The organism is Nocardia sp. MDA0666, from assembly GCF_003023875.1.
Lineage (GTDB): Bacteria > Actinomycetota > Actinomycetes > Mycobacteriales > Mycobacteriaceae > Nocardia > Nocardia aobensis.
Genome location: NZ_PYHT01000011.1, coordinates 108,673 through 134,308 on the forward strand (window position 1 = coordinate 108,673; position 25,636 = coordinate 134,308).

Below are 25,636 nucleotides of genomic sequence, written 5' to 3' on the forward strand. Positions count from 1 at the left end.
ATCGGCGGTCAGGCCACCGAGCTGGTGGCGCGGGCGATGAGATGTTCGACCAGCGTCATCAGCACCGTCTTGCAGGAGCTGCGGTCGCGCGCATCGCAGAGCACCACCGGGATGTGGGCGTCGAGGTCGAGCGCCTCGCGTACTTCCTCGGTGGTGTAGACCGGGGCGTTGTCGAAGCAGTTCACCGCGACCGCGAACGAGAGTCCGCGCCGTTCGAAGAAGTCGATGGCGGCGAAGGAGTTCTCCAGCCGGCGGGTGTCGGCGATGACCACCGCTCCGAGGGCGCCGCGCGCCAATTCGTCCCACAGGAACCAGAATCTGTCCTGGCCGGGCGTGCCGAACAGGTACAGCACCAGGTTCTGGTCGATGGTGATGCGACCGAAGTCCAGCGCCACGGTGGTGGTGGTCTTGCCCTCCACGCCCGACAGATCGTCGATGCCGGTGGACAATTCGGTGATCAGTTCCTCGGTGCGCAGCGGCGTGATCTCGCTGATCGAGGACACCATCGTGGTCTTCCCGACGCCGAAACCGCCGGCTACGAGGATTTTGACCGAGGCAGCCAGGTCGGCCGAGGACGAAATATCAGGCACGGTGTTCTACAGCTTTCGGATTCCATCGAGTACTGCTCGCAAGATGTTCAGTTCGCCGGTCCCGCCGGTATCGGTGTCGGTCCGGGCGGGAGCCCGGAAGTTCAGCAGACCCTCGCCGATCAGATCACCGACGAGGATCTTGGTCACCGCCAACGGTAGCTTGAGTCTCGCCGAGACCTCGGCCACCGATTGCGGGGTCCGGCACAGCCGAACGATTTCCGCGTATTCGGGTTCGACGCGCCGCAGCGGCGGACCCGGTGACACGGTCACCACCAGGGTGAGCATGTCCAGATCGTGTCCCGCCCCCATCGTGCGGCCCCGAGTTACGGCGTACGGACGGACCAGGGGACCGGCCGCATCGTCGAACCACGGTTGACCGAAGCGCGTCATGACAATCTATGCTCCACGTGCTCGGCCAGACCGTTACGCGGATCGGTGGACAGGTAGCCGCCGACTCGCTGCACGGTCAGGTTCATTTCGTAGGCCACCATACCCAGATTCGCGTTCTCGTTGGCCTGCAATGCGATACATGCGTTGTCACCGGCCGCGGTGACGAACAATACCGCACGGTCGAGTTCGATGACCGCCTGGCGCACGCCACCACCGTCGAATCGGTTCCCGGCACTGCGCGCCAGCCCGTAGAGGGTGGCCGACATGGCGCCGAAGTGTTCGGCGTCCTCGCGGCTCATCGATGTGGAGCGGCCCAGCAGCAGCCCGTCGGTGGAATGCACCACCGCGTAGCGCACCCCGGCCAGGCGATCGACCAGATCGTCGAGCAGCCAGTTCAGATCACCTGCGTTGGAAGAAGTCACCTTCGCCTTCCTGTTCGTCCGGGGTGTGGCCGGGCTGCGATCGCCGCCCCTGCCTGGTTCCGTTCTCGATGGCGGACATCAGGTCTCGTGCCTGTTCCGCCGAGCGCGGCCGCTGCGGGGACGCAGCGTCGGGTTGGGGGTCGTGCGCCAATTCCGGTGCCAGACTGGCCTGTCGGCGACGGCGGGGCAACGGTGGGCGAGCATCGCTGCCAGTGTAGGACGGACGCTGCGGGCTGCGACGCGCCGGTTGGTCGGTGGGTGTCGCGGGCAGCTCCTGGCGCGGCGGCGCTTCGCGCCGAGCCGGGGTGTCGGCCCAGCTCCGCTCGTCGGTGCGCGGCGCGCTGTCGGTGCGCGGGTAATCGGACCAGGCCTGCGGTTGCGGCGAGGTCAGGGTCGCCAGCGACGTTGCCGCCGAGGTCGTCTCGGCCGCCGGGATGGCCGGCATCTCACCGGTCATCGCGGGTTCGGGGCGGCGGCCGCCGAACCGTTCGGGCAGGTGGTCGGCCAGCGGCGCATCGGCGGCGACGACGGCGGTCGGCACCAGCACGATGGCGCGGATGCCGCCGTAGTCGGATTCCGACAGCCGCACCGAGATGCCGTGGCGCGCGCCCAGCTGGGCGACCACGAACAGGCCCAGACGCGAATTGGCCGACAGGGTGGCTACACCGAAATCCGGTGGGTTGCGCAGCATCTCGTTGGCGCGTTCGAGTTCGTCGGCGGGCATGCCCATGCCCTGATCGCTGATCTCGATCGCCACACCCTTGCCGACCACGTTACTGGTCACCTCGACCCGCGACTGCGGCGGAGAGAAGGAGGTGGCGTTGTCGACCAGTTCGGCGAGCAGGTGGATGAGGTCGGCGACGACGTTGCCGACGATGAACACCTGCGGCATGCGATGCGCGCGAACCCGTGCGTAGTCGAGGGTTTCACCGATCGCGCTGCGCACCAGCTCGACCAGCGGCACCGGGCGCCGCCACTGCCGGCCCGGTTCGCCGCCGCCGAGGATGATCAGGTTCTCGGCGTTGCGGCGTTCGCGGGTGGCCAGGTGGTCGAGCCGGAAGAAGGTCTCGAGCAGGGCCGGATCCTCCTGGCGCTGTTCGGCTTCGTCGAGAATCTCGAGCTGGCGGTGCACCACGATCTGGCTGCGGTGCGCGATGTTGAGGAATACCGCGCGCACACCCTCGCGGGTGCGTGCCTCGGTGACCGCGGCGGAGACGGCCGCGGTGTGAGCGCGGTTGAACGCGTTGGCCACCGAACCGATCTCGTCGTGACCGAAGTCCAGCCGGGCCGCCTCGGTCTCGGCGTCGATGTTCTCGCCCTCGCTCAGGCGGCGCATCGTCTCGGGCAGGCGGACCTCGGCCAGTGCGAGGGTTTCGGTGCGCAGCCGCTTGAGCCGCCCGATCAACCGGTTGGCCAGCCACAGCGACAGCAGGAAGGCGAGGATCGCGATCGCCAGTACGCCGGCGCCGGCCCACAGCGAATTGGTCGCGGTGCGGTCGCCGTCGTCGACGGCGGTCTGGTTGGCGTGGTCGTTCTGGTACTGCCAGGCGGCGAGCAGCTGGTCGCCGAGCTGTTCGGCCGAGGTGCGCCAGTCGGTGAAACTCATGGGAGGCGGCGGCAATTCGCCGTTCTTGCCCGGCGCGGGCGGATGGATGAGGTAGTCCTCCATCGCGGCCAGCTGTTGCCAGGCCGGGGAGGCGAGCACGGTCTTGATCTTGTCCGCCGGGGGACCGGTGAGATCGGCGGCGAGCTGGGGGAGTTCGGTGCGGTAGTAGCCGACCAGGTTGCGGTAGTCGTCGCGCATCTGCCCGGCGAGGATCTGGCCGTTGAGTTCGGCGGCGGTCAGGGCGGCGCTGCGCGACATGCCCTCCATCGCGTGCAGGGTGCGCAGACCGCCGGCCAGTTGCTGGGCGACCGCCGCGTCGGGCGCGGTCGGAATGGTGAGATTGGTGCCGACGACAACCGCATCCAGAATGCGGTTGTAGATGGCGTAGGTTTCGGGAATCGGCAGCGCGCCCGCATCGATGCCGCCGCGAATGGCCGGAAGTTGCTTTTTGAGGGTTTCGAATCCGCCGGTGTCGTCACCCATCGGATTCGAACCGCTGGTCATCAGTTTGTTCTCGGTGGCGGCCAGGGCCTGCAGGGCATTGTCCACTCGCGTGCGGGCCGCGCCGAGAGCGGCCGGGTCGCCGTGCTCACCGGCCAGATGCCACAGCGACAGCATCCGCTCCTGTTCCACCGCGGCGATCATCTCGCGAGTGTGCACATTGGCGTTGCCCAGGATCGATGCCCAGTCCTTGGCGTGTTGCCCCTCCCGTACCAGATAGCCCGCTGTGCCCACACCGATTCCGAGCAACGTCAGACTTGGAATCACTGCGATGGCCAGGATGCGGGTCCGGATACCGAGCCTCGCTCTCAACATCGGCACAACATAACGGGCGATGTTTCAAACTTCAGGTCTGATGCCACTGAGCGAGACCCGTATTGACTTTCCTTGTCCGATATGAGCTTGCAGGTCAGAGCGTGATTGGCGAATGTGGTGAAGGTGACGGCCACCGAACGATTGTGGCAAGTCACACGTTTGAACAGTGTTAGGTATAGTTGGGATCGAATCCTGCTGTGAGGCAGCGCGTTCGGTCACCGCCCGTTCGGTGTGTGCCCGCGCGCGGCGAGGACGAACAGGACGACCACGGCCGCACACTCGACCGCCACCACCGTGGCGACCAGTGCCGAATACGATGTGTCGGACAGAAATCCGGTGATCGCGCCGCCGGCGGCGGTCGCGGCGCCGAGAACAGCGGCGTAGATGCCGTAGGCGGTGGCGCGGCGATCGCCCGGCACCAGGTCGGCCACCACGGCACGCAGCGTGGATTCCTGCACACCGACCGTCGCACCCCACAGCAGCGCCCCTGCCAGTACCGCGCCGATGCCGCCGGCGAAACCGAAGACCGGCACCAGTGCCGTCGAAACCGGTAGGACGAGGAGCGTTTTCGCGCCTACGCGGTCGTACAGCCAGCCGGATGCGAGCGCGGCCAGGGCGTCGGCGGCCATGGCCGCGGCATAGACCACCGGCACCGTCGCCGTCGTGAACACCCCGGCCGCCACCATATGCAGCGACAGCACGCCGTAGGTGGTCGCGCCGACCATCGAGACTGCGGTGAACAGGCAATACAGCCAGAACCGTCGGGGCAGGGGAACTCTCGCGATTCCGGGCCGAGGTGCCGCGGCCGGTTCGTATCGCACCGGATCGGGGACGCGAATGCGGATGCGCACCAACAACAGCAGCGTCGCCGCGCCCGGTATCGCGAGCATCGTGAGGGCGGGAGTGAAATCGTCGCCGGTGGCGGCGAGAACCGCCGCGACGGTCAGCGGCCCGGCGACCGCGCCGACCTGATCGAGCGCCTCGTGGACGGCGAAGCCCCGACCACGCCCGGTGACCGCGGTCGCATGCGAGAGCAACGTGTCCTTGGCCGGGCTGCGCACCGCCTTGCCGACCCGTTCGGCGATCACCAAGGCGGCCGCCACCCACAACACCCCCGCCACACCCAGCAGCGGGACGCTGACCACGGTGAGCACATACCCCGAGATGGTCCACGCCCAGAACCGCCTGGTCCGGTCGGTGAGCGGGCCGGACACCAGACGCAGCACCAGCGCCGCCGCCTCGCCCACCCCGGTCACCACACCCACGACGAATCCGGACGCCCCCAGCGACCCGAGGAGGGGTCCGGTGATCGACCGCGCCCCCTCGTACACGAAATCCGCCAGCAAGCTGACGATGCCGAACCGGACGACGAAACCCCAGGCGCTGAGCGGCGGAGCCGCCTCTCGTGCCGCCCGCCGAGTCGCCATGAACCGCCTCCGGTCGTCGCCGATCTGCCGCCGCCCCGAACGGCTCCATGATCGCATCGGAATGCGGCCGGAGCAGGCGAACGCCCGCTGAAACGCGCCGAGCCGGCGACTCCGCCGCAGCGTGGCACATCCTGGCGGAACTCGGCGGCAATATCCGCCCCAGGGCGGAGATATGCCCGCGCGACGCGCGGTAGATTATGTGTATCGGAGGGTTACATTACTCACAAGTAGGAGGCGACGATGCCCGTACCGGAAGCTGCGGTGTTCGAGCGTCTGCGGGCGTTCGCGTCCGTCGACGGTTCCCGTGAGCACGCGAACAAGACCATCGCCGAGACGTTCACCGGGCGGCCGCTGGGCGAGGTGCCGGTGGGAACCGCCGACGATGTGAGCGCCGCGTTCATCCGCGCCCGCGCCGCCCAGGCAGAGTGGGCGAAACGCACGCCGAAGCAGCGGGCGGCGGTGCTGGAACGCTTCCGCGAACTGATCATCAGCGAACGCGACTACCTGATGGACGTCATCCAGGCCGAAACCGGCAAGGCCCGGTGGGCGGCGCAGGAAGAGATCCTGGGCATGATGTTCGCGGCCCGCTACTTCTCGCGCGTGGCGCCGAAGCTGCTGGCGCCGCATTCGGTGCCGGGCGCGTTCCCGGTGCTGAATCGCGCGCAGGTGCGCACCCAGCCCAAGGGCGTGGTCGGCGTCATCGCGCCGTGGAACTACCCGATGGTGCTGTCGATCGGCGATGCGATCCCGGCGCTGCTGGCCGGCAACGCGGTCGTCGTCAAACCCGACAGCCAGACCCCGTTCTCGTCGCTGGCGAGCGTGGAATTGCTGCTGCGCGCGGGTCTGCCCCGCGATGTGCTGCAGGTGATCCCGGGCCCGGGCGGCGTGGTCGGCACCGCGATCGTCGACCAGTGCGACTACCTGATGTTCACCGGCTCCTCGGCCACCGGGCGCGAGCTGGCCCAGCAGTGCGGTAAGCGGCTGATCGGATTCTCGGCCGAACTCGGCGGCAAGAATCCGATGATCGTGACTCGCGGCGCGAATCTGGACAAGGTCGCCAAGGCCGCCGTGCGCGCCTGCTTCTCCAACGCCGGCCAGCTGTGTATCTCGATCGAGCGGATCTACGTCGAGCAGTCGATCGCGGCGGAGTTCAGCGAGAAGTTCGTGAAGGCGGTCGGCGCCGCGAAACTCGGTGCGGCCTACGACTTCTCGACCGATATCGGCAGCCTGATCTCACCGGCGCAGCTCGAGACGGTCACCAAGCACGTCGCCGACGCCACGTCCAAGGGCGCCGAAATTCTCGCCGGCGGCAACGCCCGGCCCGATCTGGGGCCGCTGTTCTTCGAGCCGACCGTGCTGAGCAAGGTCACCGACGAGATGGAATGCGGCCGCAACGAAACCTTCGGCCCGCTGGTGTCGATCTATCCGGTCGCCGACGTCGAGGAGGCGATCGCCCGCGCCAACGACACCGAATACGGGCTCAACGCCAGCGTGTGGGCGAGCAGCGCGTCCGAGGGGCAGGCCATCGCGGCCCGGCTGCGGACCGGAACCGTCTGTGTCGACGAGGGTTACGCACCGGCGTGGGGGAGCACCGGCGCCCCGATGGGCGGGATGGGGATCTCCGGGGTCGGTCGCCGCCACGGTCCCGACGGCCTGCTGAAGTTCACCGAACCGCAGACGGTGGTCGTCACCCGCGGAATGAATCTGGATGCGCCGCTGGGCATTCCGCAGTCGAAGTGGCAGGCGTTGCTGATGACGCTGGCACGCAGCTTCCGCTTCCTGCCCGGACGCTGAGCCGGACGGGTCGGTCACCGGCAGCGGTGACCGACCCGCGCGCTCACTGATTGAAGAAGATTCCGGTCAGATTCGCGTTCTTGATCGGAGTATCGGCGTTGCGCTGGTTGGCGCACAGGAAATCGACCGCCGCCATGGTGGCGTCGACCTGGGTGCCGGCGGGTTCGTGGTCGTTGTTCGTCTGCTGTTTCACGAATTTGGTGATCGTGACCCGCTTGGTGTCGGCGTCCTGTTTGACATAGTCGCTGCACGGGGTGTCGCCACCCTTGTTGATCGCGCGCTGCACGTCCGAGCATCCACTCAGCAGGCCCGCGGTCACCGTGGCCGCTGCGATGGTGCCGAACAGCGCGGCGATGCTGCGATGGGCCCTGGATGTCATCTGTTCTCCTCGTCGAGGCCGCGTGCCGGGCCGATCCCGGCAATTCGACCGCAAGCCTAAGCGTTCACCGGCCGAATACCCCGTCGTATCCGGCCGAATCGGGCGGACCGCTACCCTACGGCGGTGCAGCTGTCTCGAACGGCCGATGCGGTGTCGTCGGTAACCGATAAATTGACGACGATATCCCCGCAGCCGCCGGTATGGGTGGTGCTGGCCACGGCAGCGGCGGCAGCGGCGGTGGTGCTCTACCGGCCGGTGTGGCGAGTGCTGCGGACATGTGTGACGATCGCCCACGAGATCGGCCACGCGGTGATCGCGATCTGCACGGGCCGCACCCTGAGCGGTATCCGGCTGCATTCGGACACCTCGGGTGTGACCGTATCCCGCGGCAAGCCACGCGGTTTCGGGATGGTGCTGACCACCCTGGCGGGTTATCCGGCTCCCTCGGCGGTCGGCCTCGGGTTCGCGATCCTGCTCGGCACCGGACGGCAGACGATGATGCTGTGGATCCTCATCGCGGCGCTGGTGGTGCTGATCGTGGTGATCCGCAACGTGTTCGGCTTTCTCGCGGTGATCTGCGCGGGCGGGGCCGCCTTCGCCGTGTCCTGGTACGGAACGGCGGTGTGGCAGGGCGTCTTCGGCTATGTGGTGACCTGGTTCCTGCTGTTCGGCGGGGTACGCGCCGTGATCGAACTGTGGCAGGTGTCGGTACGCGGCGACGGGTCCGATGCCGACCAGCTGGCCTGGCTCACGCGCATTCCGGCGCGGCTGTGGGTCGTCGTGTTCGGCCTGCTCACCCTCGCGGCACTGGTCGTGGGGGCCGGTGAGCTGCTCGGAATTCAGCTCGGCGGCACGGCCGCCTGAAGGGTTCGGGGTAGCGCCGCACGTGCGGCGGCGGTTTCTGCGGTGGTGATGGTCTGCCGCAGAACGTCTCTGGCTGTGTTGATCTCGGCCGATCGCTGGTCGAGGACGCGCAGCTGGGCGCGGAGCGCGTCCAAGACGCCGGGACAGGGCAGTACCGCGGCCGCAGCGTCGGTGCAGGGAAGTATGTGGCGGATGATGCGGGTCGGGAGGCCGGCCGCGAGCAGAGCCCGAATCCGCAGGACCGTCGTGGTGGCGGTCTCGTCATAGGTCCGGTACCCGTTGGACCGGCGCTCGGACCGGAGCAGCCCCGCCCGTTCGTAATAGCGCAGGAGGCGTTCGCTGGTTCCGGTCCGCTTGGCGAGTTCTCCGATGAGCACCGTCTTTCCTCTCGGGCTTGACCTTCCAACAGTGTCAAGGAGCAACAGTGTGTCTGCCCTGCCGCATTCCAGCGGCCCGCTCTCTCCTGGAGGAACCTTTGATCATCGATGCCCACAGTCATGTCCACGACCCGGTCGAAAGCCACCTCGCCGCTCTGGACGACGCGGGAGTGGATCGCGCTGTGCTCTTCGGGACCAGACCGCATCCGGAGCGGGCCGTCGACCTTGTATCACTACGTCGTGAGATGGGCGTTCTCGACAGCGCTCTGGCAGGCGGTGAGAACAGCCTCGACAGCTATCGCACCGCCTGGGCAGAGCTTCACGAGGCCCTGGCCGCGCACCCGAGCCGGTTCATCGGGTTCGGCTCCATACCGGTGGACCTGCCCGAGGAGGACATCGCGGTTCTGATCGACCGTGAGGTGGTGGGACGCGGACTGCGCGGCATCGGGGAACTTACACCTCCCGCGGGTGGGGCAGCCCGGATCGAGCCCGTGCTGGCCGCGGCGCACGACCACGGCGGGCTGCCGGTCGTGGTCCACGGATCTGCCCCCACCACTGGCGAAGACCTGCGCACGTTGTCCCGTCTCGCGGCGCGATACCCGGCGGTTCCGTTGGTGATCAGCCAACTCGGCGGGACGAACTGGATGGCGGCGATCGAAATGGTGAAGGACACATCGAATATGTATGTGGAATTGTCTACAGCCAACATCATTTTCGCGGTGCGGCTGGCCATCCGCGAAATTCCGGAGCGAACGTTGTTCGGCTCGGACGCTCCCTACGGCGATCCGGTGCTCGCCCGCACGACCGTAGAACGCGTCACCTCTCCCGGTGAGGTGCGTGACTTGGTGCTCGGAGGAAACCTGGGACAGCTCTTGGGCATTCTCTGAACCGCCCAGCCGCCCGGCGACCGTGCGGGGCACCGACCAGGTGTCGGGCGGCGGCGCGGCGTTCGACGGCTCAATGCTCCTGAGCCTGCGCACGCCATCTCCGGGCCGCATCCGAATCCCCCCGGCGCTCCAGGACTTCGGCGAGACCGGCCATCGCGCGTGAATCGCCCTGTTCGGCCGCCAGGCGCCACCAGCGTTGCGCCTCGTCGAATTCGCGTGTCCGATAACCGAGTACGCCCAGATCGTAGGCCGCTGCGGTATGTCCGAGATCGGCCGCCTGCCGCCACATCCGCCGGGCCTGGTCGAGGTCGCCGCGAGTGTGCGCCTCCACTCCGAGGTGGTAGAGCGTGGAGCGGATGCGGTCCTGCTCGCCGTCGGCGTCGCCGGTGACGGTCATCGCGACCACCAATTCATCGAAATCGGGTTCCCCCACCCCTGTGCTGCAGCGCAGCAGCATCGAACCGGCCGCGCCGCGTTCGATGACGAGTCCGTAGTTGCCCGTCCAGGATTCGATCGTGCCAGCGGCCGTCATCCAGACCGGGGTGAGGGTGTACGCGGCGGCCGGGCCGGTTCCCGCCAGGTGGAGATCGGACCCCTCGGCGAGGGCATCGCTCCACACGTCGACACCCGGCAACCGCTGCCCGCGCAACGTCACATATCCGTCGATCACCGATACCCCGATGCCCAGTCCGAGCAATCCCGGCGGCGGTGCCGCGGCGTGCAGCACCAACCGCACCACCGTCGTTTCGGCGCCCAGGCGCTGCGAGTACATCGGGTGGACCGTGACACCACGCCAGCCGACCGGCTCGGTGCCCGGATATCGCTCGGCCAGGGGACGATTCGCCTCACCGGTATCGGCCATCGCGCCGCCTTTCGCCGTAGCTGTAGGGGAATCGATGCGTTGCCGCGCACACCGTAGTCCCTGCGACCGGAAAATGGTGCCGAACTGTCGGTTTCATTCCTCGCTGCCCGCGCGCTGCCCCACGAACGCCCGCAAGGCGGGATCCGCGGAGACGATGCGGTCGACCTCGTCGCCGCCGGTGCATTCGAACAGTCCGATGGTCACGTGCGCGCCGCGCCGGCCCAGCACTCGCCAGACGCCACCGCTGTCGTGCCAGCGGATCAACGCGGCGACGGCGGGCGAGGTGGGCGAATCGGGCACCTCACCATTGTGACGGCCGAAACCGGTCAGGCGAATTCGTGGTACAGCTCGGGCAGGAAGCGAGCGAGGTGGTTCATCTCCTGCCCGCAATGCAACAGCAGATCGCGCGCGAGGTCGAGTCCGGGTAGGAGGTCGCCGACGTCGGCGGCGGCACCGCGCTGCACCGCACGCGCGGCGTGCACCGGATCCAAGGTGTGGACTCCGTAGATGCGCAGGTAGAAGCGACTGCGCATCTCGCATCCACCGGGAATCGGGCGGACCTGGTGGGCCAGCCAGCCCAGATCGACCGGCGCGATGCTGCTGCCGACCCGGCCGAACACCACGGTGTGATCGTCGGGCACGGTGAATCCGTAGGCGACCGGATCGTGGAAGGCGATGGCGAGTTGCTGCAACTTCGGGCCGATGTATTCGTCGACGTAGGAGATGTTGCCGATATACCGCTGCCGGTCCGGCATCGCCCCATCGGTCCGATCGGCCGCCACCTCCGCGTACCGGTGTGCGTCCGGATGCCACAGCTTGTACCGGGCCGATTCGACCAGATGCCACCCGAACCACCAGTCCCACATGGCGGCCGTCACCCGCGCCATCTCGGTCCGCACCGCCACCCAGACGATTCCGGAATCGGTCTGCCCGTAGCCGGTTTCGATCGGCGCGTAGCCGGACGGCCCCAGCTCCGCGGGGAGTGCGGAAAAGGGAGGGATGCGATTCGCCGGGGTGGGCGGACTCGCGTACGCCGTCGCGACCGCCGACTGCGGCGGGGCGGTGTGTTCGGTCATGAAATGGGCATACGGCGCGGCGCGGTCCTGCGCGGAATATCCGCCGTAGCGTGCGTTGTCGGGCCCGTCGGCGCGAGCCAGTGGCGATCGGGCCGCGGCGAACACGCCCGCGCCGGCGGCCGCGAGCGTCAGCGCCCGGCGCCGCGACAGTGCCGAAGGTCTCACCATGCGACGAGGCTACTGCCCGGTGCGGCGAGCAGATGCGCGGATGTGGTGGCTCCCAACAGCATTCGCCAACGGCGGCGGGTGTCCGGGTGCGACGAACGCAACGATGATGACTTTTCCCAGTGCGGCCGCACATCGAGATCATGCGGCCCACCGCGGGCCGTGCGGGTTCGCCGGGCGAGGGTCCGCACGGCCGCGCGAGGTACCGGCTACGGGGTGGAGTAGCCGATCAGGGCTCCGATCCCGGCGCCGATCGGGATGGTGATCAGGGCGCCGACGCCACCGAGGAAGAAGCCCAGGACCGCACCGATTCCGGCGCCGACCAGCGCACCGACACCCGCGTTGTACTGCTTGCGGGCGAGGGTGTCGGAGGCTTCGTCGATGGCCTGCGCGGTGCGCTCGGTCGCCGACTGCGGCGTCAGCGTCAGCGTGCGGCCGGCGTTCTCGATGCGCGGGGTGAGGCCGACGGTCCCCGAGGCCGTGCGCAGGCCGAGCGGAACCGAGGTGACGGCACGACCGGCGGCGTCGGTGAGCGTGACCGAATCACCAGTGACGGTGAAGGATCCGGCCTCCACGGTGGTGGTCAGACCGGTGTGATCGGCGGTCGGCGCGGTGACGAAGCCGACGCCCTGTTCGACACCGCGCACCGCGATCTCGGAGGCCGTGGCCGGTGCGGCCTGCACGACGCCGGCGGCCGCGGTGGTGGCGCCGACGGCCAGAAGCGCGGTGGCGGCGAATTTCTTGGCTCTCATGATCTTTCCCCACAATCCGTCGGCCCGGCCGGGCCGACATGTCCCCTGTGGCCGGATCTCGGCCGCTCCCATTCTTACCCAGATACCGCGCCGGTGTTCGGTTTCCGATTCGTGAGCGCCGAAACATGCTCCCGCGCAATGGGTTTGCCTGCCGTTCGCCGAGAAGGGCACGCTGTCGATGGTGGTTTCGGGCGGCGACGGCGCAGGGTCCGATTGCCGGCCGGATACTGCGATATTCCCGACCGCCGATCGCCACCGCCTTCCCCATCGACTCGACCGACTTCGCCCGCACCTGCCGGACCGACTCGTCATTGCCCGGGGCGTCGTCGAGAAGGCCTCGGAACTGCGCCGACGGTGACCTTCCGACTCGGCGGCCGGACCGCGACCACCACCGTTTCCACCTCCGCTCCCCGTATCGTCGACCGATGTGAGCGACGACGACGGTGCGACGCGCCCGCGATTGCGGCCCTCAGCGATCGGCGATCCCGGCGCCTTCGCCGAACACGTCTGCACCCGGCTCCAGCGCGAGATTCCGGCGTACCGGGGGATTGCCGCATCGGCCCTGGTGCCCTCGATCGCGGATGCGGTGGATCGTCTGATCAGCGCCACTTCGGCCGATCGGCCACTCGACGGACAAGAACTCGCCGACTTCCGTGAGTACGGCGCACTACGCGCCGAACTGGGTGTGCCGCTCGATGCGATGCTGCGCGGATGGCAGATCGTGGTGGGGGAGGTGATCGAACGTATCGGCACCTCCGAACACTGGGCGACCCGGCCGGGCGCGGCACTGATGTCGGTGCTGGCGGCCCTGTTGCGCGCCTCGGACGCCGCCACGGTCGCCTACAGCTCCGGCCATCGCGAGGCCGAGGCACAGATCACCCGCCGTCTCGACACCAGGCGCGACGATATGGTGCGCGCACTGGCCGAGGGCGCCCTTCCCGCCGGGGAACTGCGCCGCCGCGCGCAATACATCGGGTTGCGCCTCGACGGCGCGTACGCGGCCTTCCGCGCGATCACCGATGAACCGGAGCACACCGAATGGGAGTTGCGGCAGCGGCCGGGGTTCCGTCCGCCGCGCGGCGTGGTGGCGATCCTGGACCGCGATGTGGTCGGCATCTGCGATCCGCACGACGATTCGGCGCCCTCGGCCGGAGTATTCCTCGGCGTCGGCCCCGCCTGTCCGCTCGAAGGGGTTCCCCATTCCCTGCGTATCGCCGGCCGGGTCGCCGAGACCGCCCGGCTGTTCGGTCGGCCGGGCCGTCACACCCTCACCGAGCTGGGCGTCCTACCGGCCGTGGTCGGCGACAGCGATGTGGGCAGTGCCCTGCTGCTTCGCTACGTCACTCCGCTCGACGACGCCGAGGCCGGCTCGATACTCGACACCGTCGACGCGTATCTCGCGGCGGGCCTCAATGCGAGCGAAACCGGACATCGGCTGTATCTGCACCACAACACCGTCCGCTATCGGTTGTCCCGATTCGAGGAGTTGACCGGGGCGTCGCTGAAGGATCCGCACGTGGCGCAGCAGGTGTGGTGGGCGCTGCGCTATCGGGAGCTGAATTCCGGCGCCGCGGAATCCTGAGCACAAGGTCACAAGTGCGCGCCCTGCGATTTTGTGAACTATTACGAAACTAACCGGCCGTGCCGGCGGTTGATCGATACAGGGACTCGATATGGCGGCCGATATCCGCCGGTCACCGTCCCGGCATGTCCGTGCGACGCTCGAAAGGCAGAACCGGCATCATGACATTCGCCGATCCGTTCACCGCGGTTTTCGCCGACGCCGTGGGGATGGCCGTGCGCGCCCCCTCGGTGCACAACACCCAGCCGTGGCGGTGGTCGCTGCGGGAGGAGACCATCCACCTGCACGCCGACGAGACCCGGCAGCTGACCGTGACCGATCCGGCCCAGCGCGCACTGCTGCTGAGCTGTGGCGCGGCGCTGCACCACATGCGGGTGGCGCTGGCGATGCTCGGCTGGTCCGCGCAGGTCACCTATCTTCCCGACGACACCGATCCCGACCACCTCGCAGCCATCACGATGAGCCCGCGCACCCCGTCGGCGCGCGATATCGACCTGGCCGCGGCGATCGCCCATCGGCAGTCCGATCGCCGCCGCTACAGCACCCGCCCGGTGCCGCAGGCGTTCGTGCGTGAGGTGTCCGCCGATGCCCGCACCCACGGCGCCGCGGCGCGGCAGGTGCCGCCGGAGTTGCGCCCGGAACTGGCCGATGCCGCCCGGATCGCGACGCTGCGGCACGCCGCCGACCCCGCCTATCTGCACGAACTGGCGGTCTGGAGTGGGCGGCACGGGACCTCCGACGGTGTCCCGGCCGCGAACACCCCCGCGCCACGGCCCGACGACGAGATCGCCAAACGCCGGTTCGAGTCGCCGGAGCTGGCAGATCCGGCCACCGAGCCCGAGGCCGCCGAATGGCTGGTCGTGTGCACGACCGGCGACGACCGCCTCGCGCGGCTGCGCGCGGGGGAGGCCGTGAGCGCGCTGCTGTTGTCGGCGACCACGCTGGGTCTGTCGTCGAGTCTGCAGTCCGAACCGCTGGCCATGCCGGATCTGCGCGCCGAGATACGCCGCAACGTGCTCGCCGAATGCGCGTATCCGCAGACGATGGTGCGGCTGGGCTGGCTGCCCTCCGGCGCCGCACCGCTGCCGCATACGCCACGGCGGCCGGTCACCGAGGTGATCGCGGCCGCCGTCGCGTACTGATCGACGCCCGTCAGAGGCCGGCCTCGGCGGCGATCTCACGGGCGTGGGCGATGATCGCGTCGATGCGTTCGACGGTCGGTGTGCCCGCGGCGGCCTTGTTGCCCGGCGTATCGGCCGCGCGCCGCATGACACCCTCGGCGATGATCGCGAGTTTCCACAATCCGAGCACATGCCAGAAGGTGAGAGCGTCGCGGTCGCGTCCGGTCTCGTCGAGGTAGGCGCCCGCCATCTCGGCTCGATTCGGGAAACCCGGCAGTGCCGAGGCCGGGAAGTCGCCACCGAGGTCCTCGCCGGGCTCGACCCAGTAGGCGAGCAGACTCCCCATATCCGCGAGCGGATCACCGAGGGTGGACAGTTCCCAGTCCAGTGCGGCCACCACCGCGCCGCTGTCTCGCGAGGTGATCACGTTGCGCAAATGGAAGTCACCGTGCACCAGCGTCGTTTCCCGTTGCGGCGGAACCGATTCGGCGAGCCGGCGGGTGAGGTCGTCGAGTTCGGGCACCTCGCGGGTGCGCGACTGCTCCCACTGCCGCGACCACCGATTCAGCTGCCGCTGCGCATACGGTTTGTGACTGGCCAGATCCGCCAGCCCCACCGCCTCGAGATCGACCGCGTGGATGCGCGCCAGGGTGTGGGTCAGGGATTCGGCGATGGCCAGGCGTCGCCGCGGGGTCAGCGACTCCGCGACCTCCATTGTGTCCACGACCTGTCCGTCGACGTATTCCATCAGCACCACCGGTGCGTCACAGACCTCGGAATCGGTGGTGACAGAGACGATTTCGGGCACCGGGACATCGGTACCGGCCAGCGCGGACATGATCCGCGACTCGCGCACCACATCATGGGCGGAGGCCAGCAGCCGGCCGAGCGGGGGGCGCCGCAGCACCCAGCGGTGCCCGGCGTCGTCGCGCACCAGATAGGTGAGATTGGACTGGCCGAGACCGATCCGGGTGAAGGTCGGGGCGCCGGTCAGCCCGACGCCCAGCCCGTCGATCCACCGGGTGATCGCCGCGGTGTCGATTCCACGGGGCTGCTCCGGCGTCACGGTGCCGTCCGGAATGCCGCCGGGTGGCCGAGTCGCTGCCCACCGTCGATGACCATCACCTCGCCGGTGATCCAGTGCGCCGCGTCGGATACCAGGAATGCGATGGCCGACCCGATATCGTCGGGTTCGCCGATCCGGTCCAGGGCGGTCGCCTCCGCCACCAGATTCTCGTGTTCACGCCACAGCGCCTCGGCGAGCTTGGTCCGCACCACGCCGGGCGCGACGGCATTGACCCGCACCCGTGGGGACAGCTCCAGCGCCATCTGTTTGGTGAGGTGGATGAGCGCCGCCTTGGAGGCGTTGTAGAGGCCGAGATTCGCCTCGAAACCCATACCGCCGATCGAGGCGGTGTTCACGACCGCGCCGCCGTGTTCACCCATCCACGCCTTGGTCGCCAGCGAGGTCCACAGGATCGGGGCCCACAGGTTGACGTCGAAGATCTTGGCGAACCGGCCGTGGTCCTGATCGATCACCGGGCCGAACGCCGGATTCGTGCCGGCGTTGTTGACCAGGATGTCGACGCTGCCGAACCGCTCGAGGGTGCGGTCGATGCAGGCGCGTGCGGCATCCTCGTCGACGGCGTGCGCGGCGATACCGAGCGCGCTGCCCAGTACCTGCGCGGCCGCGGCGTCGGCCGATTCCTGATCCCGCGAGGTCAGGACCACATTGGCCCCGGCCGCGGCGAGAGCCTGCGCGGTCGCGAGGCCGATACCGCGCGAGGCGCCGGTGACGATCGCGGTGCGGCCGGTCAGATCCGCATTCGCCATATCAGTTGTCCGCCTTCACATCTCGATACTTGCGCAGTTCCTGCCGGGCCAGCGTGCGCTTGTGCACCTCGTCGGGCCCGTCGGCCAGCCGCAGCGTGCGCAGGTGCGCCCAGGCCATGGCGAGCGGGAAGTCGTCGGTGACACCGGCGCCGCCGTGGACCTGGATGGCCCGGTCGACGATCTTCAGCGCGATATTGGGCGCGGCCACCTTGATCGCGGCGATCTCGGTGCGCGCCTCCTTGTTGCCGACGGTGTCCATCAGATAGGCCGCCTTCAGGGTCAGCAGCCGGATCATCTCGATATCGATGCGCGCCTCGGCGATCCAGTCCTGGATATTGGCGTTGGCGGCGATCGGCTTGCCGAAGGTGATGCGGGTGCTCGCTCGCCGGCACATCAGTTCCAGTGCGCGCTCGGCCATTCCGATGGCCCGCATGCAGTGGTGGATGCGGCCGGGTCCGAGCCGGGCCTGGCTGATCGCGAAGCCTTCGCCCTCGCCTTTCAGCACGTCTTTCAGCGGAACCCGGACATTCTCGAAATCGATTTCGGCATGCCCTTCGCGGTCCTGATAGCCGAAGACCGGCAGGCCGCGCAGCACGGTCACACCGGGCGCGTCGATGGGGACCACCATCATCGACTGCTGGCGGTGCGGCGCGGCGCCGGGATCGGTCTTGCCCATCACGATCAGCACGGTGCAGTTCGGATGCAGCGCGTTGGAGGCGAACCACTTGCGGCCGTTGAGGACGTACTCGTCGCCGTCGCGCACCATCGACAGTTCCACATTGGTGGCGTCGGAACTGGCGACCGCGGGTTCGGTCATCGCGAACGCCGAGCGGATCGTGCCGGCCAGCAACGGCTTCAGGTACTTTTCCTTGTGCTCGTCGGTGCCGAAGAGCGTGAAGACCTCCATATTTCCGGTATCCGGCGCATTGCAGTTGCACGCCTCCGGCGCCAGGTGGCTGCGGCCCATGATCTCGGCCAGCGGTGCGTACTCGAGGTTGGTCAGGCCCGGACCCCATTCCGCGTAGGGGTGGAACAGATTCCACAGACCGCGCCGCTGCGCCTCGGCCTTCAGTTCTTCGAGGATCGGCGGCTGGAAGTGCGGATCACCGGCGGCGCGCATCTGCTCGTCGTAGACGGCCTCGGCGGGGTAGACGTGTGAATCCATGAACTCCAGCAGCTGGGCGCGATACTTCTCGGCCCGCTCGGAGATGTCGAACATCGACATGTGATCTCCTGATCGTTGTGAAATCTGGTGGCCAGCTTCAGTTCTCGTCGAGCAGAGTGTGCTGGTAGCGGCGCATGCCGGCCAGCCAGCGGTCGTAGTCGGATCCCTTGCGCCGGTACATCTCGAGCACGCTCGGATGCGGCAGGATCAGGAACTGCTCGGTGTCGATCGCGGCCAGCACCGCGTCGGCGACCTGCGCGGGTTCGAGGACCTCGCCCGCGGCGGTCACCGCCCGGGTCGAGGCCGCGCCGAGCCGGTCGCCGGACTCGCGGCCGGCGTACAGCAGGGGCGTATCGACCCCCATGGGGCACAGGCAGCTGACTCGAATTCCCTTGTCGCCGTAGGTGACCGACAACCATTCGGCGAAACCGACGGCGGCGTGCTTGGTCACCGAGTAGGTGGCCGACCCGATCTGGGTGAGCAGTCCGGCCGCCGAGGCGGTGCTGACGAAATATCCCTCGCCGCGCTCGAGCCACTGGGGCACGAGTTGAGTGGCGGCGCGGATATGCGCGCGCACGTTGACGTCGAAGGAGCGGTCCCAGTCGGCCTCGGCGACCTCGAGCCCGACCGCACCGGCGATGCCGGCGTTCGCGAAATACAGGTCGACCGGGCCGAACGTCTTCTCCGCCAGCGCGATCAGGCTTGCGATCGCCTCCGGATCGCTGACGTCGGCACCCGCGCTCACGCAGGCGCCGGGATGCTCGGCCGCCACCGCGTCGGCGACGCTCTTCGCGGCGGCCTCGTCGAGATCGGCGACGACGACTCGCGCGCCCGCGGCGGCGAGGCGGGCGGCGAGCGCACCACCGATACCGCCTCCGCCGCCGGTCACGATGGCCACCTTCTGCGCAACCTGCACTGCCGTACCCCTGTCCCTGTCCGTGATGTCACCCCACCGTAGTTGAGGTCGACGTCAAGTTCAATTGCGGGTGTGCGCGGACGCCGCACTCCGCTGTTGTAGCAGGTCTGCGCCGTGCCGAAAGGCGAAACGGCGAGTCAGGACTTGGCCGGGATGCGCAGCGCGTTGACCCACAACCGCGTCGCGGTGTAGGTCAGCTCGTCCAGGTCGACCGGACGGCCGGTATCGTCGCCGCCCACGAAATGCCCGAAGGCCAGACGGCTCACCATCCCGGAGAGGGCGCGCGAGGCGAGGAGGGGATCCAGCTCCGGATCGGCCAGTCCCCGGTGTTGCAGCGATTCGATACTGCGCGCGTTGCGGTCGATGAACGCCTCGGCGCGGCGCTGGCGCAGCACTCGGAATTCGGGGTCGATATTGGCGACCTGTTCCAGCAGGCCCATCAGTTTGGCGTTGCGTTGATAGGCCTCGAAATAGGCGCGGTTGCTCGCGGCGACGACCGCGGCCGGATCGTCGGCCTCGGGCACATGCGGCATCCCCGGATGCAACATGTCCTCCTGGGCGATCTCCAGGACGGCCGCGAAGATCTCCTCCTTGCTGGAGAAATAGGTGTAGAACGTGCCGGAGGAGCAATGGGCCGCGGTCGTGATGTCGACCAGCCGGGTGTCGAGATAGCCACTGGTCTCGAAGACCCGGCGGGCGGCGGCGATCAGCGCCGAGCGGGTGCGCAGCCCGCGTTCGGTGGTGGGCAATTCCCGCAGCAGGGAAGTTCGGGCCATCGACGGCGCCGTGTCCGTACTGCGACCATCCTCGCCGAACTTTCCCATGCAGCAGTTATAGCCGACGCGGCCGATTCGGTAGCAGGCAGCCGGATTTGTCGTATTAGGGTCTGTTGATCTTGGAAGTCATCGGAGTGGAGAGTATGTCGAGATTGAGGAAGCTGCTGACGCTCGGGGCGGCAGCGGCAGCGGTTGTGCTCACCGCGGTGCCGGTGCACGCGCAGCAGCAACCCGAGTACGCGCCCACCATGCTGGTGCTGGACGCTTCGGGATCCATGCGGGCCCCGGATCCGGGCGGCGGTACGAAACTGGATGCGGCCAAGGCCGCTGTACACAGTTTCGTCGCCGCGGCCCCACCGCGGTCGAGAGTGGGACTGACGGTGTACGGGACCGGAACCGGATCCTCGGATGCGGAGAAGACCGCCGGATGTGCGGATGTGCGCACGCTGCGCGGCGCCGACATCATCGACAGAGCCGCCGTGAACACCGCCGTCGACGGTATCGAGGCCAGCGGATACACGCCGATCGGCGCCGCGCTGCGGGCGGCGGCCGAGGCGCTTCCGAAGGAGGGCCCGCGCTCGATCGTCCTCGTCTCCGACGGCGAAGACACCTGCGCACCACCGGATCCCTGTGAGGTCGCCCGGGAACTCGAGCGCCAGGGCGCCAGGATCGTGGTGCACGCCATCGGATTCGGTGTGGACGGGCCCGCGCGCAAACAGCTCACGTGCATCGCGCAGCAGACCGGCGGTACGTACACCGACGCCGCCGACGGCACCTCGCTCGAACGCGTTCTGCCCAGGGTGAGCCAGGCGGCGTTGCGCACCTATACGCCGATCGGCGCACCGATTTCCGGCGCCGCGGCCTATCGAGACGCGCCGGTCGCGGCGCCGGGTCAATATCTGGACACGATCGCCCAGCACGAGACGAAGTACTACGCCCTGGACGTGCCGCAGGGGGCGATGGCGTACTTCAGTGCGACGGTTGCCTTCCCGCATGTGCGGCAGAAACAGTCCGGCAACGACAACAGCGTGTTGTACCTGCGGGTCTACGGCGAGGACGGCAAGGACTGCAACGTCTTCGGGTTCGAGCAGGTCGTGAACACCAGTGACGGTGTGGCCCTGACCGTCACCAAGGCGTGGGACGGCGCGACGAAGACCGATTCCGGGTCCGACAACGCCGCGAACGCGTGCCGCGGCGGCGGTCGCTACTACTTCGCACCCGAATGGCACGGCGTCGCCGACAACATGCCGCAGCAGATGCCGATGGAGTTGCTGTTCGGAATCGAGCCCGCGGCCGGCGACCCCGGCCCGCCCGCGTCGACCACACCGACGGCATTCACGCCACCGGCCGGCAGTACCGTCGCGGTGACGGGAGGTGGATCGTTCAATGCCGCAACCACATTGGAAGGTTCCGGCAGCTATTCCGACACCCTGCAGCGTGGCGAGTCGGTGTTCTATCGGGTACCGCTCGGATGGGGGCAGGGTCTCGCCTACCGGGTGAATTTCCTGGATTCCGACAAGCATGGACTCGACGGGCTGTCACGGGTCACGACCACGCTGTACTCGCCGATTCGCACCGAGATCGATCACGACTTCGCCAGCTACAACGGAGAATCCGCGACGATGCCGGCCGGCGATCCGCTGGCCACGCTGCCGGTGCGCTACAGCAATCGCACGGCCGGGCCCGGCAAGAGCACCGAACAGAGTGTGGCCGGTTGGTACTACATCGCCGTCTCCGTCAGCGCCTCGAATGTCGAAGGACTCGGTGCGCCGGTCCCGATTCGCCTGGATGTGACGGTCGGCGGGGCTCCCGAACCCGGTCCGCATTACGAATCCGCCACGGCAGAGGGCATATTCGGTGAGCATGCGACGAAGTCACCGGACGCCTCGTCCTCGGCGAACAGCGGCGGCCGATCGCCGGCATCGGCCGCCTCGGAATCCGGCGACGGGGTTTCGCCGACGGTCCTCGTCGCCGTCATCGCCGGTGTCGTCCTCCTCGGACTGCTTCTCGGCGCGTTGGTGGTGATACGGAGCCGCCGCAAGAACTCGCGCCCCTAGGGCACCGCTACCGAGGAACCGCCGGAAGTCGAGGGCCGGTCCGTGATCGCTTGCGAGTGATCACGGACCGGCTCACCTGTTTCGCCGGACCACCACATGTGCCAGGGTTTCGAGATCACCCCGGGCGACACCTGACGGCAGCCCGGCCAGTGCGGAACGCAACGCCCGGTCGGCGTAATCGCGGGTGAGTTCCCGGCCACCGGCGGCAGCGACCAGTTCCGCCGCGCGCGCTACGTCGGCCGTCGTCATCGGCCGTGGCTCGCGGTACAGGCGGGCCAATTCGCGGCCCGCGTCGGTATCGGAGGCCAGTGCGCACACCACCGGAAACGACCGCTTCCGTGCGGCGAGGTCGCTGAGCGCGGGTTTACCGGTCACCGCCGGATCGCCCCAGATGTCGATGGCGTCGTCGACCAGCTGGAACGCGAGCCCCAGATTGCGGCCGAAGGTGTTGAACGCGGCCACCGTCCGCGAATCCGCACCCGCGCACAACGCGCCCAGGGCGCACGAACAGCCCAGCAGCACAGCGGTTTTGCCCGCCGCCATGGACAGATAGTCCTCGACGCTCACATCCGGGCGGGTCTCGAAATCACAGTCCTGGTATTGGCCGTGGCACAGCGTCGCGGCGGTGCGGGCCAGCCGGATCACCGCGGCGGCGCCGGTCTCTTCCGGAACTCCACCGTCGGAGAGCACGGCGAACGCCAACGCCTGCAACGCATCTCCGAGCAGCGTGGCATTGGTGGTGCCCCACACCCGCCAGACCGTGGGCCGGCCGTGGCGCAACGGGTCGGCGTCCATCACATCGTCGTGCACGAGGGAGAAGTTGTGCAGCAGTTCGACCGCGGCACCGGCGTGGACGGCATCGGCGACCGGTGCGCCGCAGGCGGCCGCGGCGGCCAGGGTCAATGCCGGGCGCAGACCCTTGCCGTGCGCACCGGTGCGCGGATTGCCCTCGGCGTCGCACCAGCCGAAGTGGTAACCGGCCATCCGGTCCAGGGGGTGACCGAGCGTCGCGACAGCGGCCCGCAGGACCGGTGCGATCGCCGTGTGGGCATCGGCGAGCAAGGCCCCCGCAGAGCGCGTACCCGGTGTGGCATCGCTGGTGGCGCGGGGGCGGCGCCCGGGTTCGCGGGGGAGCGCGCAGTCCTTGCGGTCCGCTGCCGGAAGACGTTGTTCCGGAGGACAGGTGGTGGGTTTGGATAATCGCATTACCGGCCCCGCTCGCTAGGGCACAGCCGCCGCGCCCGCTCCGCGTCGCGGTCGGCGGTGCGTGAAGTATTCATCGTCGCACCGGAACCCGTGGGCCGGGCGGTGGCCCGGGTTGCGTTTGCGCAACGCCCGCGGGTTCGCCGTCAGGTCAGGGGTGCGCCGTGCTCGAGTGCCTCGCGCGGCGCACTGGTGTAGCGCGCGGCCTGATAGTGGTAGTCGAAGTTGGCTCGCACATAACGGGTGTAACAGGTTGCGGTACTGAGGATATCGGCGCGCTCGTGGCCGGACAGGCCCGCCGCGTCGAGTTCGGCGGGCAGCGCGTCGATGCCCGTCAGCATCCGGCGCACACATCCGGTGAGCATCCGGTCGACCACCTCCACCGCCTGTTTCCGGTCGAGGCCCTGCTGCCGTTCGGCCAGCAGCACCGAGTTGTACAGGTACTCCGAGGCCTCGTCGGAGTCGATGGACAGGATGTCGTTGAACAGTCCCATATGTTCGACCGACGCCTCCCGTATCGCATGCAACGCCGGCAGGGCGCGCGCTGCCGCGCAGAGGTCGACGCCCTCCGCGATCTCGCTGATATCGAGAAATACGTACAGTGCCACGGAATCGCGCCGGTGGGCCCGATAGTCGTCCAGATCGGGATAGCGATCGGTGAGCCGCCCGATGCTCTCGGTGTAGTAGGTCCACAGCCACGCCGAGAGTTCGGTGCGCACGGCATGGCGCCAGTGGCGGGAACGTCCAGCGCACAGTTCGCGCCAGAGTTCGGCGAAGGCCACCGCGAGCACCCCGCGCGGGTGCGCACCGTCTTCGAACACCTCCTCCAGTTCGGTGATGGTCGCCAAGGTCCGTGCCGGGTCGGGAATTTCGATGTCGAACTGATCGTCGACGATGAAAGCCCACGCGGTGAAACGGCTCAGCAATCCCAGCGCGTCCACCCCGGCATACGGGCACCACAGCGCGTACATACGAGCCGGCCGGGTCCGGCGCATGCGCCGGCGAGTCGGCTCCGAGGGAACCAGATCACATCGTTCGAGCCAGGCCCACATGACCTGCTCGGCCTCCGATTCGGCGGGATTGGCCCCCTCCGAATCGAACGGCATGAAGAACTCAGTTACATGCATCGAAACCGCCTATCTCGCAAGCAGTTTAACGTGAAGGCGGCAATCCGGGCATTCGGTTTGCGATATCGGGTCGAACCGATGTGACGACAAGACGAAGTGCCACAACGGATTCGGATCGATATCGCTCCTGCCGGTGGTGGAGCTACCGATTCGACCGCGCAGGCGCCGCACCGTCGGATATCCATGGCGGGGCGACATCCGTTACGGGAGCATTCGTCGGGCGATCGCCGCAGGCGGCGCGGAATGCCATCGGTGCCCGCGGCCGAGATCGGCCCGTCGGGCGGCTGTGGCGAGTAGGCAGCGGGCAGGTAGGGCAGCTCCGGCCTGTAGGCCGTCGCATGTCGCAGGGCTCAGCGGCGATCCGCCGCGGCCACCACGTCAGCACGATCATGGCAACCAGGAAGCGCCTGCCGCCGGCAACAGCCGCTCGATGCGGGCGCGGACTCACGAGTCCATTTCATGCGTCCTGGAGTGCCAGCATGCCGGCCAGCAGCGGGTCCCAGGTCGAGGCTGGAAGTTCATGCCCGATACCCGGCAGCGGGAGCAGTTCGGCGCCCGGGATCTCACGAGCCATGGCCTGCCCATTGCCGTACGGGAAGAACGGGTCGTCGGTGCCGTGGACGACGAGGGTCGGCACGGTGATCTCGCCCAGCCGCTCCCGCCAGCGCTCGCCCGCCTCGACGAACGCCAGATTGAGCACGCTCGAGCCCATGTCGGTGGTGCGGTCGACCGTGTGCTTCGCCTGGCGCCGTGCCTGCTGTTCGTCGAATCCGTGTGCGCCGGAGAATGTCCGGGCTTGTTCGACGCGATAGTCGATCACCGCGGCTCGGTCGGACCAGTCCGGAGCGGGTGTCGCGGCGAAGAAGCCCATGATCCGGTCGGAATGTTCCGGCAGATCCGGATCCGCCGGGCCGGGCGCGGTCGGCCGGGTATTGATCAGGGTCAGGGCCGACACACGGTCGCCGTGATCGAGCGCGGCGAGCTGACAGATCCATCCGGCCACGGAGAAGCCCGCCAGGTGGGCACGCGGCAGTCCGAAGACGTCCATCAGTCCGACGATGTCGGAGACCAGGTCCCGGAGGTCGTATCCCGGCGAGCCGGTCGGATAGGCAGTCGACCGGCCGGTGTCGCGAATGTCGTAGCGAAGCACGAACCGGCCGGCCCCGGCCAACCGATCGCAGAACTCGTCTTCCCAGAAGAGTCCCGACGTGGACGGCAGCACCACCGGAGTCCGCCGGCGGTCTCCGAAGGTGGTCACACACAGGTCGGCGTCACCGACGGTGACGAGGTGTTCGGGCGAGCGTTGACCATGAAGGGGCACGGCGACTCCTCTGCGTTTGCGTTTGCTGAGGAGACCCCTTCCACGGCCGAAACTCATCGGTCGCGCAGTAGGGTCTGGCGTTCGTCGCCGCGCTGGGTCTGTCGGCGGCGTCAGGTTCTCGCCGCGAG

At 68.4% G+C, this 25,636-nt stretch carries 25 protein-coding genes; 6 read left to right on the forward strand and 19 right to left on the reverse strand.

What is annotated here, in order from left to right; all coding sequences use genetic code 11:
* Positions 1-8: 8 nt before the first annotated feature.
* The 5 genes from C8258_RS17440 to C8258_RS17460 all read right to left on the reverse strand — a co-directional run bounded on the left by C8258_RS17440 (position 9) and on the right by C8258_RS17460 (position 5,251).
* Positions 9-590, reverse strand: coding sequence for an ATP/GTP-binding protein (locus C8258_RS17440; protein WP_036501302.1), 582 nt, complete (start codon positions 588-590; stop codon positions 9-11).
* Between the two features lie 6 nt (positions 591-596).
* Positions 597-980 carry a DUF742 domain-containing protein gene (locus tag C8258_RS17445; protein WP_030514366.1) on the reverse strand — a complete coding sequence of 128 codons (384 nt, stop codon included), beginning with the start codon at positions 978-980 and terminating at the stop codon, positions 597-599.
* The gene (locus C8258_RS17450) at positions 977-1,402 is read right to left on the reverse strand and encodes a roadblock/LC7 domain-containing protein (protein ID WP_030514365.1); all 426 of its coding nucleotides are present in this window, start codon (positions 1,400-1,402) and stop codon (positions 977-979) included. Before C8258_RS17450 ends, C8258_RS17445 begins: the two co-directional genes overlap by 4 nt.
* Positions 1,380-3,824, reverse strand: coding sequence for a sensor histidine kinase (locus C8258_RS17455; RefSeq protein WP_106956076.1), 2,445 nt, complete (start codon positions 3,822-3,824; stop codon positions 1,380-1,382). The genes C8258_RS17450 and C8258_RS17455 overlap by 23 nt, the downstream gene beginning before the upstream one ends.
* A 215-nt stretch (positions 3,825-4,039) precedes the next feature.
* The gene (locus tag C8258_RS17460; RefSeq protein WP_106956077.1) at positions 4,040-5,251 is read right to left on the reverse strand and encodes an MFS transporter; all 1,212 of its coding nucleotides are present in this window, start codon (positions 5,249-5,251) and stop codon (positions 4,040-4,042) included.
* 240 nt (positions 5,252-5,491) lie between these two features.
* Between C8258_RS17460 and C8258_RS17465 the strand changes: the two genes are divergently transcribed.
* Complete coding sequence (locus C8258_RS17465) at positions 5,492-7,045, forward strand: succinic semialdehyde dehydrogenase (protein ID WP_106956078.1); 1,554 nt, start codon at positions 5,492-5,494, stop codon at positions 7,043-7,045.
* Positions 7,046-7,088: 43 nt separating this feature from the next.
* Here the strand turns inward: C8258_RS17465 and C8258_RS17470 are convergent, their stop codons facing one another.
* The gene (locus C8258_RS17470; RefSeq protein ID WP_228533360.1) at positions 7,089-7,424 is read right to left on the reverse strand and encodes a hypothetical protein; all 336 of its coding nucleotides are present in this window, start codon (positions 7,422-7,424) and stop codon (positions 7,089-7,091) included.
* 123 nt (positions 7,425-7,547) lie between these two features.
* Between C8258_RS17470 and C8258_RS17475 the strand changes: the two genes are divergently transcribed.
* Positions 7,548-8,288, forward strand: coding sequence for a M50 family metallopeptidase (locus tag C8258_RS17475; RefSeq protein ID WP_106956079.1), 741 nt, complete (start codon positions 7,548-7,550; stop codon positions 8,286-8,288).
* Here the strand turns inward: C8258_RS17475 and C8258_RS17480 are convergent.
* Complete coding sequence (locus tag C8258_RS17480) at positions 8,264-8,665, reverse strand: MerR family transcriptional regulator (RefSeq protein WP_106956080.1); 402 nt, start codon at positions 8,663-8,665, stop codon at positions 8,264-8,266. The two genes, C8258_RS17475 and C8258_RS17480, sit on opposite strands and share 25 nt — an antisense overlap.
* A gap of 98 nt (positions 8,666-8,763) precedes the next feature.
* On the opposite strand from C8258_RS17480, the gene C8258_RS17485 reads away from it, so the two are divergent.
* Positions 8,764-9,552, forward strand: a complete 789-nt coding sequence (locus tag C8258_RS17485) for an amidohydrolase family protein (protein ID WP_106956081.1) — start codon at positions 8,764-8,766, stop codon at positions 9,550-9,552.
* 70 nt (positions 9,553-9,622) lie between these two features.
* Here the strand turns inward: C8258_RS17485 and C8258_RS17490 are convergent, their stop codons facing one another.
* The 4 genes from C8258_RS17490 to C8258_RS17505 all read right to left on the reverse strand — a co-directional run bounded on the left by C8258_RS17490 (position 9,623) and on the right by C8258_RS17505 (position 12,407).
* Positions 9,623-10,414 (reverse strand): tetratricopeptide repeat protein, encoded by a 792-nt coding sequence (locus C8258_RS17490; RefSeq protein ID WP_106956152.1) that lies wholly within the window; start codon positions 10,412-10,414, stop codon positions 9,623-9,625.
* 93 nt (positions 10,415-10,507) lie between these two features.
* Positions 10,508-10,714, reverse strand: coding sequence for a hypothetical protein (locus tag C8258_RS17495; RefSeq protein ID WP_106956082.1), 207 nt, complete (start codon positions 10,712-10,714; stop codon positions 10,508-10,510).
* A 26-nt stretch (positions 10,715-10,740) separates the two neighbouring features.
* Positions 10,741-11,658: a DAPG hydrolase family protein gene (locus C8258_RS17500; RefSeq protein ID WP_233225150.1), complete on the reverse strand. Its 918-nt coding sequence runs from the start codon at positions 11,656-11,658 to the stop codon at positions 10,741-10,743.
* A gap of 206 nt (positions 11,659-11,864) precedes the next feature.
* Entirely contained in the window at positions 11,865-12,407 is a 543-nt protein-coding gene (locus C8258_RS17505) for a hypothetical protein (protein ID WP_106956154.1), read from the reverse strand.
* Between the two features lie 427 nt (positions 12,408-12,834).
* Here C8258_RS17505 and C8258_RS33560 point away from each other — a divergent pair, with 427 nt between their 5' ends.
* On the forward strand, positions 12,835-13,989 hold the full coding sequence (locus C8258_RS33560; protein ID WP_106956083.1) for a CdaR family transcriptional regulator: 1,155 nt from the start codon (positions 12,835-12,837) through the stop codon (positions 13,987-13,989).
* A gap of 125 nt (positions 13,990-14,114) precedes the next feature.
* Entirely contained in the window at positions 14,115-15,131 is a 1,017-nt protein-coding gene (locus C8258_RS17515; RefSeq protein ID WP_233225151.1) for a hypothetical protein, read from the forward strand.
* A gap of 10 nt (positions 15,132-15,141) precedes the next feature.
* Here C8258_RS17515 and C8258_RS17520 read toward each other — a convergent pair whose 3' ends face one another.
* From C8258_RS17520 to C8258_RS17540, 5 genes are all read right to left on the reverse strand, one after another.
* Complete coding sequence (locus C8258_RS17520; protein WP_106956156.1) at positions 15,142-16,137, reverse strand: phosphotransferase family protein; 996 nt, start codon at positions 16,135-16,137, stop codon at positions 15,142-15,144.
* Positions 16,138-16,172: 35 nt separating this feature from the next.
* The gene (locus C8258_RS17525; protein ID WP_106956084.1) at positions 16,173-16,943 is read right to left on the reverse strand and encodes an SDR family oxidoreductase; all 771 of its coding nucleotides are present in this window, start codon (positions 16,941-16,943) and stop codon (positions 16,173-16,175) included.
* 1 nt (position 16,944) lies between these two features.
* Positions 16,945-18,168 (reverse strand): acyl-CoA dehydrogenase family protein, encoded by a 1,224-nt coding sequence (locus C8258_RS17530; RefSeq protein WP_106956085.1) that lies wholly within the window; start codon positions 18,166-18,168, stop codon positions 16,945-16,947.
* A gap of 37 nt (positions 18,169-18,205) precedes the next feature.
* Complete coding sequence (locus C8258_RS17535) at positions 18,206-19,024, reverse strand: SDR family oxidoreductase (RefSeq protein ID WP_106956086.1); 819 nt, start codon at positions 19,022-19,024, stop codon at positions 18,206-18,208.
* A 137-nt stretch (positions 19,025-19,161) separates the two neighbouring features.
* Positions 19,162-19,800, reverse strand: a complete 639-nt coding sequence (locus C8258_RS17540; protein ID WP_106956157.1) for a TetR/AcrR family transcriptional regulator — start codon at positions 19,798-19,800, stop codon at positions 19,162-19,164.
* Positions 19,801-19,943: 143 nt separating this feature from the next.
* Here C8258_RS17540 and C8258_RS17545 point away from each other — a divergent pair, with 143 nt between their 5' ends.
* Positions 19,944-21,857 carry a VWA domain-containing protein gene (locus C8258_RS17545; RefSeq protein ID WP_106956158.1) on the forward strand — a complete coding sequence of 638 codons (1,914 nt, stop codon included), beginning with the start codon at positions 19,944-19,946 and terminating at the stop codon, positions 21,855-21,857.
* Positions 21,858-21,929: 72 nt separating this feature from the next.
* Here the strand turns inward: C8258_RS17545 and C8258_RS17550 are convergent, their stop codons facing one another.
* From C8258_RS17550 to C8258_RS17560, 3 genes are all read right to left on the reverse strand, one after another.
* A complete protein-coding gene (locus C8258_RS17550) occupies positions 21,930-23,063 on the reverse strand; it encodes a polyprenyl synthetase family protein (RefSeq protein WP_106956087.1) in 1,134 nt (377 codons plus the stop codon).
* Positions 23,064-23,206: 143 nt separating this feature from the next.
* Positions 23,207-24,187, reverse strand: coding sequence for a terpene synthase family protein (locus C8258_RS17555; RefSeq protein WP_146161256.1), 981 nt, complete (start codon positions 24,185-24,187; stop codon positions 23,207-23,209).
* Between the two features lie 457 nt (positions 24,188-24,644).
* Positions 24,645-25,508, reverse strand: a complete 864-nt coding sequence (locus C8258_RS17560) for an alpha/beta fold hydrolase (RefSeq protein ID WP_233225153.1) — start codon at positions 25,506-25,508, stop codon at positions 24,645-24,647.
* Positions 25,509-25,636 lie beyond the last annotated feature (128 nt).